The organism is Catenuloplanes niger, from assembly GCF_031458255.1.
GTDB lineage: Bacteria > Actinomycetota > Actinomycetes > Mycobacteriales > Micromonosporaceae > Catenuloplanes > Catenuloplanes niger.
Genome location: NZ_JAVDYC010000001.1, coordinates 7778824 through 7794182, shown reverse-complemented (window position 1 = coordinate 7794182; position 15359 = coordinate 7778824). Strand labels below are relative to the sequence as shown.

Annotated in this window: 12 protein-coding genes; 5 read left to right on the top strand and 7 right to left on the bottom strand. The window is 74.3% G+C overall.

Annotated features, from left to right (window positions below):
* Nucleotides 1–149 precede the first annotated feature (149 nt).
* Entirely contained in the window at nucleotides 150–785 is a 636-nt protein-coding gene (locus J2S44_RS34140) for a DUF2306 domain-containing protein (RefSeq protein ID WP_310422545.1), read from the bottom strand.
* On the opposite strand from J2S44_RS34140, the gene J2S44_RS34135 reads away from it, so the two are divergent.
* Complete coding sequence (locus tag J2S44_RS34135; protein WP_310422541.1) at nucleotides 784–2643, top strand: dienelactone hydrolase family protein; 1860 nt, start codon at nucleotides 784–786, stop codon at nucleotides 2641–2643. The two genes, J2S44_RS34140 and J2S44_RS34135, sit on opposite strands and share 2 nt — an antisense overlap.
* A gap of 42 nt (nucleotides 2644–2685) precedes the next feature.
* On the opposite strand, the gene J2S44_RS34130 is transcribed toward J2S44_RS34135, so the two are convergent.
* Both J2S44_RS34130 and J2S44_RS34125 read right to left on the bottom strand, forming a co-directional pair.
* Complete coding sequence (locus J2S44_RS34130) at nucleotides 2686–3357, bottom strand: 4a-hydroxytetrahydrobiopterin dehydratase family protein (RefSeq protein ID WP_310422538.1); 672 nt, start codon at nucleotides 3355–3357, stop codon at nucleotides 2686–2688.
* 35 nt (nucleotides 3358–3392) lie between these two features.
* Complete coding sequence (locus J2S44_RS34125) at nucleotides 3393–4067, bottom strand: excalibur calcium-binding domain-containing protein (RefSeq protein WP_310422535.1); 675 nt, start codon at nucleotides 4065–4067, stop codon at nucleotides 3393–3395.
* A 178-nt stretch (nucleotides 4068–4245) separates the two neighbouring features.
* On the opposite strand from J2S44_RS34125, the gene J2S44_RS34120 reads away from it, so the two are divergent.
* The 3 genes from J2S44_RS34120 (at nucleotide 4246) to gap (ending at nucleotide 6963) form a co-directional block, all read left to right on the top strand.
* On the top strand, nucleotides 4246–4728 hold the full coding sequence (locus J2S44_RS34120) for a DUF2231 domain-containing protein (RefSeq protein WP_310422531.1): 483 nt from the start codon (nucleotides 4246–4248) through the stop codon (nucleotides 4726–4728).
* Nucleotides 4729–4821: 93 nt separating this feature from the next.
* Nucleotides 4822–5757 (top strand): GlxA family transcriptional regulator, encoded by a 936-nt coding sequence (locus J2S44_RS34115; RefSeq protein ID WP_310422529.1) that lies wholly within the window; start codon nucleotides 4822–4824, stop codon nucleotides 5755–5757.
* A 210-nt stretch (nucleotides 5758–5967) separates the two neighbouring features.
* On the top strand, nucleotides 5968–6963 hold the full coding sequence (gap, locus tag J2S44_RS34110) for a type I glyceraldehyde-3-phosphate dehydrogenase (protein ID WP_310422526.1): 996 nt from the start codon (nucleotides 5968–5970) through the stop codon (nucleotides 6961–6963).
* Nucleotides 6964–7727: 764 nt separating this feature from the next.
* Here gap and J2S44_RS34105 read toward each other — a convergent pair.
* The 3 genes from J2S44_RS34105 to J2S44_RS34095 form a co-directional block, all read right to left on the bottom strand.
* The gene (locus J2S44_RS34105; protein WP_310422523.1) at nucleotides 7728–8597 is read right to left on the bottom strand and encodes an NADP-dependent oxidoreductase; all 870 of its coding nucleotides are present in this window, start codon (nucleotides 8595–8597) and stop codon (nucleotides 7728–7730) included.
* Between the two features lie 96 nt (nucleotides 8598–8693).
* Nucleotides 8694–10421, bottom strand: a complete 1728-nt coding sequence (locus tag J2S44_RS34100; protein WP_310422520.1) for a cellulase family glycosylhydrolase — start codon at nucleotides 10419–10421, stop codon at nucleotides 8694–8696.
* Nucleotides 10422–10442: 21 nt separating this feature from the next.
* Complete coding sequence (locus tag J2S44_RS34095; protein ID WP_310422517.1) at nucleotides 10443–10865, bottom strand: cellulose binding domain-containing protein; 423 nt, start codon at nucleotides 10863–10865, stop codon at nucleotides 10443–10445.
* 112 nt (nucleotides 10866–10977) lie between these two features.
* On the opposite strand from J2S44_RS34095, the gene J2S44_RS34090 reads away from it, so the two are divergent.
* Nucleotides 10978–13962 (top strand): AfsR/SARP family transcriptional regulator, encoded by a 2985-nt coding sequence (locus tag J2S44_RS34090; RefSeq protein WP_310422513.1) that lies wholly within the window; start codon nucleotides 10978–10980, stop codon nucleotides 13960–13962.
* Between the two features lie 173 nt (nucleotides 13963–14135).
* Here J2S44_RS34090 and J2S44_RS34085 read toward each other — a convergent pair whose 3' ends face one another.
* Nucleotides 14136–15329, bottom strand: coding sequence for a helix-turn-helix domain-containing protein (locus J2S44_RS34085; RefSeq protein ID WP_310422510.1), 1194 nt, complete (start codon nucleotides 15327–15329; stop codon nucleotides 14136–14138).
* Nucleotides 15330–15359: the final 30 nt, after the last annotated feature.

Genomic DNA, 15359 nt, shown 5'->3' with positions numbered 1-15359 from the left:
CCGCACTGGGTGCGATCCGCGGACGAACCGGCCGAAGGATCGGGACGGGCAGCGGCGGAACCGATTGCGCCGCCGGGAGCGGCGGCGGAGGCCGGGGCGGCGGCGGAGGCCGGGGCGGCGGGTGGGCGAGAAGTGTCCCGGCCGGTGGGTCAGGTGCCGGTGGCCGGGGAGAGCGCGGCCGGGACCGGTGGGTCGGGTCGGCGGCGTGGGGTGCGTTCCAGCCACCACTCGGCGATCAGCGGCGGGACGGTCCAGCCGAGCCAGGTGGTCATGCCACCGATGAACCAGCCGGTCGGCACGGGGTCCTCGCTGATCGCCGGTGGCAGGCCGGGAAGTACGGAGATCGCGATCAGCGCGCCCCAGATCCGGTTCGAGATGATCGAGGTGGAGAGCACGTAGCTGCGGATCATCCAGCGGCGGTGCTCGCGGGGGCGCCGGCGCCGGGCCGCCCGCCAGCCGGCCGGCGTGGTGCCGAACCAGAGGATCGCCAGGATGACGCTGCCGGACATGGCGATCGGGCCGAACGGCGAGTGGATCGCGAGGAGCAGCGCGGTGGCGGCGGCGGGGAGCGCGCCACCGAAGACGTAGACGCGGCCGGCGCGCCGGTGCAGCGCGGGCCGGGTCTGCCGCGACCAGGGCCGGACCTGCAGCGCGCCGGCGAGCGGTGCCACGGAACCGGACAGCACGTGCGCGGAGATCCACCAGTCGCGGGCGCTGACGCTGGAGCGGATCGTCACGGCGGCCATCGAGATCGCGGACGCCGACGGCATCGCCGCGCTCTCCATGGCCCGCCTCGCCGAGCGCCTGGGCAGCGCGACCATGTCGCTGTACCGGCACGTGGCCAACAGGGAGGAGCTGCTGGTCCTCATGGCCGCGGCGGCACCGGGCACGCCACCGGCCGTCGACGCCGAGCGCGGCTGGTGGCCGGGCCTGCGGACCTGGGCGCACGCGTTGCGCGAGGTCCACCTCCGGCACCCGTGGATCCTGACCGTCAACCCGGGGCGCCCGCCGATCGACCCCGGTCAGCTCCGGTGGGCGGACGCCGGCCTGGCCGTGCCGAGCCGCACCGGGCTGAGCGGCGACCGGCGGCTCTCCGCGATCATGGCGGTCCTGCACTACGTGCGCGGCGAGGCACAGCTCGGCGCGGGCCTGGCCGACTCCGACCGGGCCGACGACGCGACCCAGGAGGCGTACGTCCGGCTGGTCGCGGCCGACCGCTTCCGCACCTGTCGGCCGCGATCCGGGACGGCGCGTTCTCCGGGGAGGGCGCGGTGGTGGGCGCGGACGTCGAGTTCGGCCTGGCGCGAGTGCTCGACGGGATCGGCCACCTCATCGACACCGCTTGATGGAAAGCGCTTTCCCGCCTACCATCGGCGCATGAAGCGCCGGGCCTTCACCGCACTCCCCGCCGCCGCGCTGCTGCCGGCCGCCACCGCACCGTTCCCCGGGGCCGCACCGGCCCACGCGACCGCCGGCCCGCCGGCCCCTACACCGGGCGTGCATCCCCCGGGCGCGGGGCCGGGCACACCACCCGGGCCGGGGACGCCGCTCGGCTCGTTCGAGTCGCCCGGCGTCGTCCACGGCAACCTGCCCGCGTTCTACGAGCGGCTGCGCGCCGATCTGCGGTACCCCGACGCCTGGGGTAGCTCCCCGATCCGCGACTTCGACGGGTGGCGCCGGCACGCCCGCGCGCTCGTCGAGCGCCATCTCGTCCATCCCGCCGACGACCGGCTCCCGTTCCGGCCGCACGTGCTCGACGAGCGGCGCACCACCCGGGGGTACGTGCGGCGTCTGGTCGCGTTCGACATCACCCGGTACAGCCGGGTGCGCGCCGCGTTGCTCACGCCGGACCGGCCGGGCCCGCACCCGGCCGTGCTGCTGCTGCACGACCACGGCGCCCGCTTCGACATCGGCAAGGAGAAGTTCGTCGAGCCGTGGTACGACGAGGCCCGCCTCAACTCCGCCCGGGAATGGACCACCCGGCTGATGAGCGGCCGTTTCGTCGCCGACGAGCTGGCCGCCCGGGGTTACGTCGTGCTCGCCGTCGACACGCTCGGCTGGGGCGACCGCGCCGGCCTGACCTACGAGGCGCAGCAGGCGCTCGCGAGCAACCTCTACGAGCTCGGTTCCTCGCCGGCCGGCCTGGCCGCCCGCGAGGACGCCCGGGCCGCCGCGTTCCTGGCCTCGCTCCCCCAGGTGGACCGCCGCCGGATCGGCGCGGTCGGCTTCTCGATGGGCGCGTTCCGCGCGTGGCAGGTCGCCGCGCTCTCCGACCACGTCGCCGCCGCCGTCTCCGCCTGCTGGCTCACCACGGTCGCGGACATGATGGTGCCCGGCAACAACACGCTGCGCGGCCAGTCCGCGTTCTGGATGCTGCACCCCGGCCTGCACCGCCACCTGGACATCCCGGACGTGGCCACGATCGCCGCCCCGAAACCGCTGATGGCCTTCGACGGCGAGCTGGACACGCTCTTCACCCCGGCCGGCGTGGCCGCCGCCCACGCCCGGCTGCGCGAGGTCTGGGCCGGCCGGCACGCGAGCCGCAACCTCGTCACCGAGGTCTACCCCGGCAAGGGCCACGTCTTCGACGCCGACATGCAGGAGGAGAGCTTCGCCTGGCTCGACCGGACCCTGCGGCGCTGACCCGACGACGACCCGGCGGCCCGGAGGACGGCCGCGGGACGGTCAGGCGGCCGGTGCGTCGCGGCCCTCCCAGCCGCTGACGCACGCCTCGTTGCCCTCGGGGTCGGCGAGGACCCAGAAGGCCGGGGCCGCGGCGTCGGAGAGCAGGGTGCCGCCGGCGTCGAGCGCGGCGGCGACGCGTGCCGGTGCGACGTCGTGCGGGACGCTGATGTCGACGTGGACGCGGTTGCGCTGCGGGCGTGCGGCGTCCATCCGCTGGAACCACACGGCGGGGCCCTGGCCTCGGGGATCGTGCAGGCCGGCGTCGCCGCGGTAGCCGAGGACCGCCCGCCAGAACGGACGGATCGCGTCGGCGTCGAGGGCGTCGACGGCGATCTCCAGGGCCTGGACGGCGTGCTCGGCGACCGCGTCCGCGGTGAGGCCGGCGGCGCGGATCTCGGCGGTCAGGACGGCCGCGAGGGCCAGGCTCTCCGGCGTCAGCCACCGGGCCGGCCAGGTGCTCAGCGTGAGCAGCACGCGGTCCGCGCGCAGATCGGCGCGCAGGTGCTCGGTGCTGCCGTCGACGGCGGCGAGGCGGGTGACGAGCGCGGCGGCCTCGGCGAGGTCCCGGGTGCGGACGGTCGTGCTGACCGCGCCCAGGACGTATCGCCAGCCGAGGTCGTGGACGGTGTCGGAGGCGTGCTGGCGGGTCAGGCCCGCGGCGATCTCACCCATGCCCGCCAGCATTCCATCCGGCACCGCGGGTTCGGCTACTCGCAGCCGACGCCGTCGCCGTCGCGGTCCAGATGCCTGCCGTAACCCGGCTGGCCCGCACGGACCGGCGCGGCACCGGCGGCACGCGCGGCGGAACAGTTCTCGTAGTACACGGCACCGCCCCCGGAATCACCGGACCCGCCACCCGAGGACGACCCACCGCCCGAGGAGGACCCGCCGCCCGAGGAGGACCCGCCGCCCGAGGAGGACCCGCCACCGGAGGACGACCGCTCGCACACCACGCCGTCGCCGTCCGCGTCGCGGTACCACGCGTACTCCGGATCCGTGCCTTCCCGGTAGGGTCCCAGCCCGTCGGCCAGCACCTCCGCGCACGTCTTGTAGCGCTTGTCCCCCGCCGGGGCCGCCGACGTCACGACCGGCTTCGGCGACGGAGAACCCGACGGCGACAACGACGGCGACAACGACGGGGAGGGTGACGGAGACGGGGACACGGACGGGGACGGCAGCGGGGAGCGGGACGGCGCGGACGAGGGCGAGGAGACGACCGCGACATCCGCCGGTGGGCCACCGTCCCGGCCGCCGTCGCCGTCGTCCGCGAAGAGTCCGATCGCACCGCCGCAGCAGCACAGCCCGAGCAGGGCCGCGCTGATCGACGCCCATATCGCCTGCTGCGGCGTCGGCTTCCGCAGCGCATTGGCCTGATTACTCACAGGGAGGATCATCCGATCGCCGGGCGGGACGCGGCACCGGCCGACCGGATCGCCGTCGCCGCACGCAGCTGATCCGGCATCCGCGCCTCAGCCCCCGTACCCTCGATCGATTGTGGACTTTGCGGGCCGAACGGCCGGTGCGTTCCGTATTGTGTGAGCACCCGACCCAGGAGGCACCGTGTTCGAGACCGTGATGGGCATTCCGGCCCACCCGCTGATGGTGCACGCCGCGGTGGTGTTCGTGCCGCTGCTGGCCGTGCTGGCGATCGTCTACGCGTTCGTGCCGGTCACCCGCGCGCACACCCGGTGGGTGCTCGGCCTGCTCGCGATCGGCGCGCCGCTGTCCGCGCTGCTGGCGAAGCTGAGCGGGGACGCGTTCTACGCCCGGCTGGACTCGCAGGGCCGGATCAGCGACGGCTACTACCCGCGGCTCAACGAGCACAGCGACCTGGGCACCACCACGCTGCTCGTGTCCGTCGCGCTCGGCGTCATCACGCTGGCGCTGGTCTGGTTCGTCCGCCCGAAGGACGGCTTCGCCGCGTCCAACCGGGTCCTCGGCATCCTGCTCGGCGTGCTGGCGCTCGCCGCGTCCGGTGCCACGCTCTACTACGTGATCCGCACCGGTGACACCGGCGCGAAGGCGGTGTGGGAGGGCCAGTAGGCCCCGGGTGACCTCATGTGTCGGTCCACGCACCGGGCGTCATGCCGCGCGCCACCGGACACGCACGACCGTGGGATCCGGCATGATCGCCGGGTGCATCAGATCGCCGTACTCGTGCTGGAGGGCGCCAAGCCGCTGGACGTCGGCATCCCGGCGCAGGTCTTCTCCAACCGGCCGAGCATGCCCTACGAGGTGCGCGTCTGCGGTCCCGCGCCCGGCCTGGTGACCGGCGGTGACGGCCTGTCGTACCACGTGGCCGAGGGCCTGGACGCGTTCGACCGCGCCGACACGATCTTCATCCCGGGCTACCGGGAGCCCGCCACCACGGAACCGCCGCCCGCGGTCGTCGAGGCGCTGCGGCACGCGCACACCCGCGGCACCCGCCTCGCCGCGATCTCCACCGGCGCGTTCGCGCTGGCCGCGACGGGCCTGCTGGACGGCCGCCGGGCCACCACGCACTGGCACTACACGCGCGCGCTCGCGGACCGCCATCCGCTGGTCCGGGTGGACGAGAACGTGCTGTTCGTGGACGAGGGCGCGGTACTCACGTCCGCCGGCGCCGCGTCCGGCATCGACCTGTGCCTGCACCTGGTCCGCCGCGACCACGGCGTCGGCCTGTCCAACCACGTGGCACGCCGGCTGGTCGCAGCCCCGTACCGCAGCGGCGGCCAGGCACAGTACGTGCCGCGCAGCGTGCCGGAGCCGCTCGGTGATCTCTTCGCCGGCACGCGGGAGTGGGCGCTCGCGCACCTCGACGAGCGCCTCACGCTCGAGGTCCTGGCCCGCAACGCGCGCGTCTCCGCGCGCACGTTCTCCCGCCGCTTCGTCGAGGACACCGGCTACACACCCATGCAGTGGGTGCTGCGCGCCCGCGTCGACGTGGCGCGCGAACTGCTGGAACGCAGCGACCTCAGCGTCGAGGCGATCGCCCGGCGGGTCGGCCTCGGCACCGGCGCCAACCTGCGCCTGCACTTCCACCGGATCCTCGGCACCTCGCCGTCGGAGTACCGCCACACGTTCTCGGCGTAGCGCGCGAAGAACCCTTCCGAAGCGGATCTTCGGCGCTTCCGGCGTGGCCGGGGTCCGCATGCTCCCGCGGGCACCGGTCGCACGTCGCGCGGTGGCCGGGCGAGAGCCGCCGCGGCGCGGCGGAACCACGCCGCGGCTTTGGCGGGATCCTTGCGTGCGATGGCGTTCCGGTCGCTGCCGCGGCCGCGCGCGACCCCGCAGCATGGAGGCATGACACGCATCGCCGTCAACGGATTCGGCCGTATCGGACGCAGCTTCCTCCGTGCCCTTCTCGATCGGGACAGCAAGCTCGAGGTGATCGCGATCAACGATCTCACCGCCCCGTCGGCGCTGGCCCACCTGCTCAAGTACGACAGCACGCTCGGCCGTCTCGGCCGCCCGGTCGAGGTGGACGGCAACACGTTGGTCGTCGACGGCCACCGGATCACCGTCCTGTCCGAGCGCGACCCGGCCCACCTCCCGTGGCGGGACCTCGGCGTCGACATCGTGCTGGAGTCGACCGGCCGGTTCACGTCCGCGGACGCCGCCCGCGCGCACCTCTCCGCCGGTGCCTCGAAGGTCCTGGTCAGCGCGCCCGCGTCCGGCGCCGACGTGACGCTCGCCTACGGCGTCAACACGGACGCGTACGACCCGGCGCACCACACGATCGTCTCGAACGCGTCCTGCACCACGAACGCGCTCGCCCCGCTGGCCGCCGTCCTCGACGACCTGGCCGGCATCGAGCACGGCTTCATGACCACGGTGCACGCGTACACGCAGGAGCAGAACCTGCAGGACGGCCCGCACCGCGACCTGCGCCGTGCCCGCGCCGCCGCCGTCAACATCGTGCCCACCACCACCGGCGCCGCCAAGGCCATCGGCCTGGTCCTGCCCCGGCTCGACGGCCGGCTCTCCGGCGACTCGATCCGCGTCCCGGTCCCGGTCGGCTCGATCGTCGAGCTGAACACCACGGTGGCCCGCGACGTGACGCGCGACGAGGTCCTCGCCGCCTACCGGAAGGCCGCCGAGGGCCCGCTGAAGGGCATCCTCGAGTACGCCGACGAGCCGCTGGTCTCCGGCGACATCACCGGCAACCCGGCCTCGTCCGTCTTCGACGCCGCCCTCACCCGCGTCGACGGCCGCCACATCAAGGTCGTCGCCTGGTACGACAACGAGTGGGGCTTCTCCAACCGCGTCATCGACACCCTCGAACTCCTGGCCGGCTGACCCAAGGACTGGATGTGTCGGGGGCGCGCGAATCCCGCCCCTGACACATCGGCGTCATGAGCCTTAGGATTCTCTACTTACTGAGCAGCGACTTCTGGGCCGCGGTGGCCTCCTCCACGGTTTGTATTGCAAGTGCCGCAGGAAAGCGTCCCCGTCCGAGCGTAGCCCGCATGGTTGCCACACAGTAATCACGAGCCGAGTCGACTCGCTTACGCTCGTAGTGCTCCTCTAGATTCATCTCCGCGTCCGACGTACGCACCGATTTGCGCCACGCCTGCTTCATTTGTTCACCGACCTCGGCCTTCGCCTCTTTCGTGAGCCATCGGCACGCCGGGATCCCTGACCGAAAATCTCGTAGGGCCGGGCCCCGAGCAGAGGCGATCCGTGCAATGCCTCGCGCAGCTGCCCAGCGGCCCAGGCCATTAGAAATTCTTCGGGATGCAAGCCTCGAGCTGCTGCCGCCTCTCCACAGAATGCAAGACGTGGAAGTGAAGACTTGACAGTAACGCCTGACATTAGGGGCGACCGGGCTGCCGAGACCACCACGGATCGCGGCAACCAAGCCGACGAATCTCACAGATCCGACAATCCGTCTCACGCAACGTAACGGCCATGACGCTAATTATGCACCTGGGCTCCACACCATGCGCACCTCAATCGAGTGGTGAGGTGGTGGGGAATTTGCATACTGGCTACACACCGGCGCGTCAGCGCGGGCCGGTGTCGTGAACGCGAGGACACAGGCGTGGGACACATACCGCCCGCTACAGCACGAGGGCCAAGCGGTGGCCGGAGTCGCTGAGGCGGTGGGCCTCGGGGGCGTCGGCGAGCGGGAGCGTGCGGTCGACGGGGAGGCGGAACTCGCCGCGTTCGAAGAGGCCGGCGGCCTCGGCCAGGCCGTGCCAGGCGCGGCGGGGCGCGTCGGTGGTGAGGCTCAGCGCGCCGGTGTCGCCGGCCGGGCCGGTCGTGACCACCCGGTCGGCGGCGCCGGCCAGCGCGATCAGGCCGGGCGTCACCGCGCCGGCGGCGTCGAAGACGCAGTCGATGCCGTCCGGGATCAGCGACCGCACGGCCTCCGGCGCGGTGACCGGCGTGATGCCGGCGTCGCGCAGCAGGTCGTGCGCGCCCGCGTCAGCGACGCCGGCGACCAGCAGGCCGCGGGCCCGGGCGAGCTGGGCCGCGGCCAGGCCGACCGCGCCGGCCGCACCGGTGATCAGCAGGACGTCGCCGGGGGCCGGGCGCAACGTCTCCAGCGCGCGCACCGCGGCCTCCACCGCGGTGGGCAGACCGGCCGCGTCGGCCCAGCTCATCGCGGGTGGCTTGTGCGCGAAGTGGGTCAGCACCGCGTGTTCGGCGCAGGCGCCGCCGGGCGCGATGCCGAAGACCTCGTCGCCGATCCGGTAGCCGCGCACGTCCTCGCCGACCTGGTCGACGACGCCGGCCGCGTCCAGGCCGGGGATGCGCGGCAGCGGCACGGGCGGCGTGGCACCGGCGCGGATCCGGGAATCGGCGGGGCTGACGCCGGCGGCGCGGACCGCGATGCGGATCCGGCCGGGACCGGCGTTCGGCGCGGGCGTCTCGACGACGCTCATCACCTCGGGCGGTCCGAACTCGGCGAAGCGCAGAGCTTTCATGACGGCACCTCGATCAACCGGCGGAGGGGCGCCGGCCGCCCAGCGGCCCGTTACAGACCGGCCGCAGCGCTGTTTCGCCACGGTAACACCGCAGGTCTACCAGGTGGCGTCGGCCCAGGCCTCGAGTTCGGCGCGGGCGGCGGCGAGCTGCGCCGCGGTCGGCGGCGCGCCGGTCGACGCGTTCACCACGAGCGCGACCCGGACGGACGTGCCACTCGCGGACAGCGACAGCTTTCGCTCCGACACCGTGGCGGCGGCGGAGGACACCACGACGGTGCGCGCGGGAGCGAACGACGCCGGCAGGTGCATCTCGGTGGGCGCGTCGAGCCCGGTCGTGCGCCACACCAGCACGCCGTACTGACGGCCGCTCACCAGCGCGGACACCGTGGGCAGCCCGGCCGGCGGCGTCATCCAGGCCGCGGTGCTGCCGGCCCCGCCGTACCCGTCGCGGGCCAGGTCCTCGTAGCCGAAGGCGAGCTGCCGGCCCGCGATCGCGGTCGGGTGGAGCCGGTCCAGCACGCGTGGGTCGAGCCGGAGCGCACCCGCGCCGGAGATCACCGAGTGGTCCTCGTCGTTCCACGCGTCGCCCTCGGTCCGCACCTTCGCCGGGTTGCCGTTCATCGCCTCGGCGTGCCGTCCACTGTAGATGTCCCAGTGCCACTGGGTGGACGAGAGCACCGGGCCCGCGGCGGCCGCGTCCCGCCACCAGTTCGCGCCCGGCAGCCGCGAGTCGAGTCCCTGGTACATCGCCCGGATCATCCACGGTGTGCGGGCGGCGCTGCCGGTGCCGGAGAGCGCGTTGCCGAACTCGGAGACGAACGCGGTGGTGCCGAGCGCGGCGGCCCGGTCCCGGATCCGGTTCATCGCGGCGGAGTAGCTGCCGTCCCGGGCCGGGGTCGGGTCGAGCGTCATCCGCGCGCCGTCGTAGTAGTGGGCGTTGAACACGAACCGGGTGCCCAGGGGTGGGACGGTGTCGAAGCCGCCGGCCTCGCCGAACGTGGTGTTCCAGAAGACCAGCGGCTCCACGAACGCCGGCCGGGCGGCCCAGCCGTTCGCGTCCATCACGGCCCGGAAACGCTGGTGGAACGGCATCAGCCGCTGCCGCTCCCACTCGCTGCCGGACATGCCGTCCAGGCCGCCGTCGAACGGCTCGTTGAGCGGGTCGACGCCGAGCATCAGCGCGAACGACGACGGCGGCAGCGTGTCCGCGAGGTGTCGCATCGCGGCGCCGGCCTGGGCCAGGAACGCGTCCTGCACGCCGCGCTCGTTGAGCCAGAAGTCGTGCGCCGCCTCGCGTACCGCCGCGTTGGTCAGCATGTTCTGGCCCCACAGGATGCAGATGCCGCAGGACTCGTCCGGGTAGTCGCCGGCCTCGATCACCCAGGCGGGCGCGCCGTCGCCGGTGTACCAGCTGTCCGCGTCGAACAGGTGGCGCGACCAGAGGTCCTGGTGATAGTCGAGCAGCACCCGGATGCCCCGGTCGGTGAACGCGCGGATCTGCGCGGCGGCCCGGTCCAGGTAGGCGTGGTCGATCACGCCGGGCCGCGGCTGCACGCCCTCCCAGGAGATCAAAAAGCGGATCGCGGTCGCGCCGGTGAGGTCGCGCATCGCGGTCGCGGAGGCCGCCGCGTCCGCGGTGCTGCGGAACGGGAGCAGACCGGTCTCGCGCAGCTTCGTGCTGCCGGAGACGTTGAAGCCACGCAGCACCAGCTCCCGGCCGAACTCGTCCCGGAACACGTCCGGCAGCGGGGTGGCGGACGCCGGGGCCGGCACCGCGACGAGCGCGACGCCGGCCAGCACGATCAACGCGAGAAGCCTTCGCATAACCAGCGATGCTAATCGATGTCAGGGCGATACCGAACACTTCTTGCCGTTGATGAGGAACTCCGTCGGCTCGATCTGCCAGTTCGGGCCCCTGACCTTGAAACCGAGGCCGACCGTGCCCCGGTCCACGACCGTGCCGTTCCACGGCTTGTTCCAGCCGTCCACCGCCTGGTCCGCGGTGGAGATGTTCACCTCGTACTCGCTGCCGCGCACGAACGACTGCCCCGGCGGCAGCACGAACGCCAGCGTCCAGCCGTTGATCTCGTACCCGCTGGTGTTCCGGATGACGAGATACACGTCGAAGACCTCGTTGCCGGGCGTGGGCCGGTAGCTGATGTCGCAGGGCTCCCCCGCCGACACCGCCGGACCCGCCGCCGACGCCGGCACCGCCGGGATCAACGCCATCACGCACGCCGCCGCCAGTGCGGCGATTCCCCCTCGCACGTTCCGTCCCCCAGTTTCTGTCCTGTATCCACACTGAGATCTATCGTTTCAATGGCAGCGTCGACCCGCACACTGAACGCGTACTGGACGGGGACTGGAGAGGAGGCGCCGCGTGCGGATCCAGGTGCTCGGCACGGTCCGCGCCTGGTTCGGCGAGCAGCCGGTCGAGTTCACCTCGGCCGGGCAGCGCGCCGTTCTGGGCCTGCTCGCGCTCGCCGGTGGGCAGCCGGTGACCCGGCCGGAACTGATCGACTCGATGTGGGGTGACGACCCGCCGGCCAGTGCCGTCAACGTACTGCAGACCTACGTCAAGCACCTGCGCCACCGCCTGGAACCGGAGCGGCCGGCCCGCTCGCGCAGCCTGCTGCTGCCGCACGTCGGCGACGGCTACGCGCTGCGCGCCACCGCGGACACGCTCGACCTGCTCTGCTTCCGCCACCTGCACGCACAGGCCGCCGCGGCCCGGCACGCCGGCGACGACCGGCGCGCGGCGGCGCTGCTGGAGCAGGCACTGCGGCAGTGGCACGGCGCACCGCTGGCCGACGTGCCGCAGCTCGCCGGGCACCCGAAGGTGGTCGCCGTCGCGGCCGAGCGCGCCGCCGCGCTGGCCCGGTACGGTGAGCTGAAGATCGCGCTGGGCGAGGTCGCCGAGGCACTCCCCGCGCTGGAGGAGGCGGTCGCGGCGCAGCCGCTGGACGAGGCCGGCCAGGCCCGGCTGATCCGCGCGTACGCGGCGGCCGGCCGGCGCGCGGACGCGTTCGAGGTCTACCACGCGGCCCGCCGCCGCCTCGCGGACGAACTCGGCGTCGACCCCGGCCCCGAGCTGCTCGCCGCGCACGACGCGGTGCTGCGCGCCGAGGCGCCGGTCCCCGCGGCCGTGCCGCACCCCCGCCGGCGGGTGCCCGCGCAGCTGCCCGCGGACGTGCCGGACTTCGTCGGCCGGGACGGCGAACTCACCCGGCTGGACGCGCTGCTCGGCTCGCCCACCGTCGTCATCTCCGCGCTGTCCGGCACGGCCGGCGTCGGCAAGACCGCGCTCGCGGTGCGCTGGGCGCACCGGGTCCGCACCGGCTTCCCGGACGGCCAGCTCTACATCAACCTCCGGGGGTACGACACGGAACGCCCGGTCGAGGCCGGTGAGGCGCTCGCCCGGTTCCTGCGCGCGCTCGGCGTACCCGGTCAGGAGGTGCCGCTGGACACCGAGGAACGGGCCGACCGGTACCGCAGCCTGCTGGACGGCCGCCGGATGCTGATTCTGCTGGACAACGCGTCCTCGGTCGCGCAGGTCCGCCCGCTGCTGCCCGGCGCGGCCGGCTGTCTCACGGTGGTGACCAGCCGGGACGCGCTGCCCGGCCTGGTCGCCCGGCACGGGGCCCGCCGCCTCGACCTCGACCTGCTGCCGCACGCGGACGCGCTCGCGCTGCTGCGCCGGCTGATCGGGCCGCGCTGCGACCGGGACCCGGACGCGACGGACGAGCTCGCCGAGCGCTGCGCCCGGCTGCCGCTGGCGCTGCGGGTGGCCGCGGAGCTGGCGCTGTCCCGCCCGTCCGTACCGCTGCGGCAGCTGGTCGGTGAACTGGCGGACGAGCGGCGGCGACTCTCCATGCTGGACGCGGGCGGCGACCCGGAGACCGGCGTCCGCGCGGTGTTCTCGTTCTCCTACCGGCAGCTGCCGGAGGCGGCCGCCCGCGCGTTCCGGCTGCTCGGCCTGCACCCGGGGCCGGACGTCGAGCCGTACGCCGCGGCCGCGCTCTTCGACACCGGCGTGCCGCGCGCCCGTGACCTGCTGGAGTCGCTGGCCGCCGCGCACCTGGTGCAGCGCACCGGCGCCGGCCGGTACGCGCTGCACGACCTGCTCCGCGCGTACGCGTCGGAGCTGGCGCTGCTCGACGGTGACGAGACCGGCACGGACCGCCTGCTGGACGCCTGGCTGCACACGGCGCGGACCGCGATGACCACGCTGCTCCCGGCCGAACGCGAGCGGCACCGGCTGTCCACCGCTCCCCCGCCGCCGATCCCGCCGATGAACGACCCGGTGGCCGCGCAGGTGTGGCTGGACGACGAGCGCGCCAACCTGGCCGCGGCCGTGGCGTACGCGGCCGTGCACGGCCACCCGGCGCACGCGGTCGCGCTCACCGTCACGCTGCTGCGCTACCTGGAGGGTGGCGGGCACGTGGCCGAGGCGATCGCGATGCACACGCACGCGCGGGACGCCGCGCGGCGCACCGGCGACACCGCGGCCGAGGCGCAGCTGCTCAACAACATCGCGCTGATCTACAGCCAGCAGGGCCGGTTCGCGCAGGCCGCCGAGTACCTGCGGTACGCGATCGACGCGGCCCGGCGCTGCGGGGACATGGCCGCGGAGACCCGCGCGCTCGGCAACCTCGGCCACGTCGACGCCTGGCTCGGCCGGTACGGTTCCGCGGCCGCGCACCTCCGTCAGGCGCTCGCGCTGTGCCGCCGCACCGGCGACCGGCCGGCCGAGGCACGCGTGCTCGGCAACCTCGGCCAGATCTACCGGCGGCAGGGCCGGCACGCGGACGCGGAGACCCACCTGCGCCGGTCCGCCGAGCTGTGCCGGAGCATCTCCGACCACATCGGCGAGGCATACGTGCTGGTCACGCTGGGCCATGTGGAGGCCGGCCGGGGCCGGCTGATCGACGCGGCGGACCATCACCGGGCCGCGCTCACGCTGTTCCGGCGCAGCACCGAACGCGGCGGCGAGGCACTCGCGCTGGACGGCCTCGGCACCACGGAGCTGGCGCTCGGCGACGCCACCGGCTTCGACCGCCTGCTGGAGGCGCTGACCATCTTCCGCCGGCTCGGCGAGCGCGCCGGCGAGGCCCAGGCCGGCAACAGCATCGGCGAGGCGCACACCGCGGCCGGGCGACCCGACGCGGCCCGGGAGGCGCACACGGCCGCGCTCGCCGTGGCCCGCGAGATCGGCGACCGCTACGAGCAGGCCCGCGCGCACAGCGGCCTGACCGCGGCCGCCGAGGGCCTCGCCGACACGGCGGCCGCGGCCACCCACCGCCGCGCGGCCGAGGCCATCTACACCGAGATCGGCGCGCCCCGCCCCGCGCCGATCCTGGGCTGACGAAGGACGACGGCGCGGGGCCGGCGAACGCGCTTACCCGGCGGATCGCTTCTGCCGGGACTGCCGAACCCAGGACCACAAAGCGTTTTCCCGCTTCCGGCGTGGTCGCGCCGGGCGTGCTCCCGCGGGCACCGGTCGGCCGCGGGCGGCCTCCCTGCACGTCGCGTCGTGGGTCAGAGCGCGCCGACCGCGCGGTGCAGCCAGACCGAGCCGAGCGTGCCGGGTGCGGTGGCCGGCGGCCGCGGCGCACCGTTGATCGTGGCGACCAGCGCGTGGTAGCGGTCGAACAGGGCGGCGCCCCGGGCCGCGTGCGGTTCCGGATCGCTCGCGACCACCTGGCGCCGGACGGCGTCGAGGCGCGGATCGTGCCCGGCGACCGCGTTCCCGGTCCGGCCGCGTCCGGCTTCCGGGGTGCTCCCGGCTCCCTCGGCCAAGGCGGTGGCCTCGGCACTCCGGACGCCCTCGGTGCTCTCGGCCCTCTCGGCCCCCTCGGCGCTTCCGGCGCTCCCGACGCTCCCGGCGCTCCCGGCGCTCCCGGCGCTCCCGGCGCTCCCGGCGGTCTCGGTCGTCCCGGCGGTCTCGGTCGTCCCGGCGGTCTCGGTCGTCCCGGTGGTGAGGTCGGCGAGCGCTGCCAGGTAGCGGAGCGCGAGCTCGCGTGCCCGTGGTGCGTCCGCCGGCACGCCGGCACCGGCCGCCGCCCTCGCCTCGATCAGGATCGCGGAGAGCCGGTCGGCCGCCGCCTCCGGCCAGGCCGGCGCGGTGGCCCGGGCCGGCGCGGCGAACGTCTCGTGCAGGTAGCCGCGGACCGCCGCGCGGAACTCCGGGTCGCGGACCGTGTCGGCCAGCGCGATCCAGGCCTCCAACTGCGCGACGTCCGGTGTCTCGGGCAGCCGGGGCCGCATGCGGACCAGCTCGCCGACCACGTCCGCCAGGTCGAGCCCGTCGGTCACCTCGGTCCAGAACTCCTCGATCAGCCGGGCGCGGTCGTCGTCGGACATGGACACCAGCCTGTGCATCAGATTCACCTGTTCCGTCGGACTCTGTTGCCGGACGATGGTCCGCAGCACCGCGCGCCGGGCCTGGAAGTCACGCATCCGCGCCTCGACGAGGTCGAGGTGCGCCGACGCGAGGTCGTGCAGCGAGGTCTCGCCGGCCAGCAGCCGGCGGATCTCGTCCAGGCCCGCGCCCAGGTCGCGAAGGGTGCGGACGAGTTCCAGGCGGGCGATCGCCCGCACGTCGTAGAGCCGGTAGCCGGTGCCGGTGCGGCCACTGGGCGCGATGATGCCGGCGTCCGCGTAGTAGCGGATGGCGCTGACGCGCAGGCCGGTGCGCCGGGCCACGTCCCCGATCGAATAGAGCTCGTCCATGCCGGTCACTGTGGCGTCTCAAGCCGCTGG

What these genes read in the sequence shown, in the direction of transcription:
- J2S44_RS34100 (WP_310422520.1), bottom strand. Translation starts at nt 10,421, where the DNA reads ATGCGAAGGCTTCTCGCGTTGATCGTGCTGGCCGGCGTCGCGCTCGTC.
- J2S44_RS34135 (WP_310422541.1), top strand. Translation starts at nt 784, where the DNA reads ATGGCCCGCCTCGCCGAGCGCCTGGGCAGCGCGACCATGTCGCTGTAC.
- J2S44_RS34105 (WP_310422523.1), bottom strand. Translation starts at nt 8,597, where the DNA reads ATGAAAGCTCTGCGCTTCGCCGAGTTCGGACCGCCCGAGGTGATGAGC.
- J2S44_RS34085 (WP_310422510.1), bottom strand. Translation starts at nt 15,329, where the DNA reads ATGGACGAGCTCTATTCGATCGGGGACGTGGCCCGGCGCACCGGCCTG.
- J2S44_RS34140 (WP_310422545.1), bottom strand. Translation starts at nt 785, where the DNA reads ATGGAGAGCGCGGCGATGCCGTCGGCGTCCGCGATCTCGATGGCCGCC.
- J2S44_RS34130 (WP_310422538.1), bottom strand. Translation starts at nt 3,357, where the DNA reads ATGGGTGAGATCGCCGCGGGCCTGACCCGCCAGCACGCCTCCGACACC.
- gap (WP_310422526.1), top strand. Translation starts at nt 5,968, where the DNA reads ATGACACGCATCGCCGTCAACGGATTCGGCCGTATCGGACGCAGCTTC.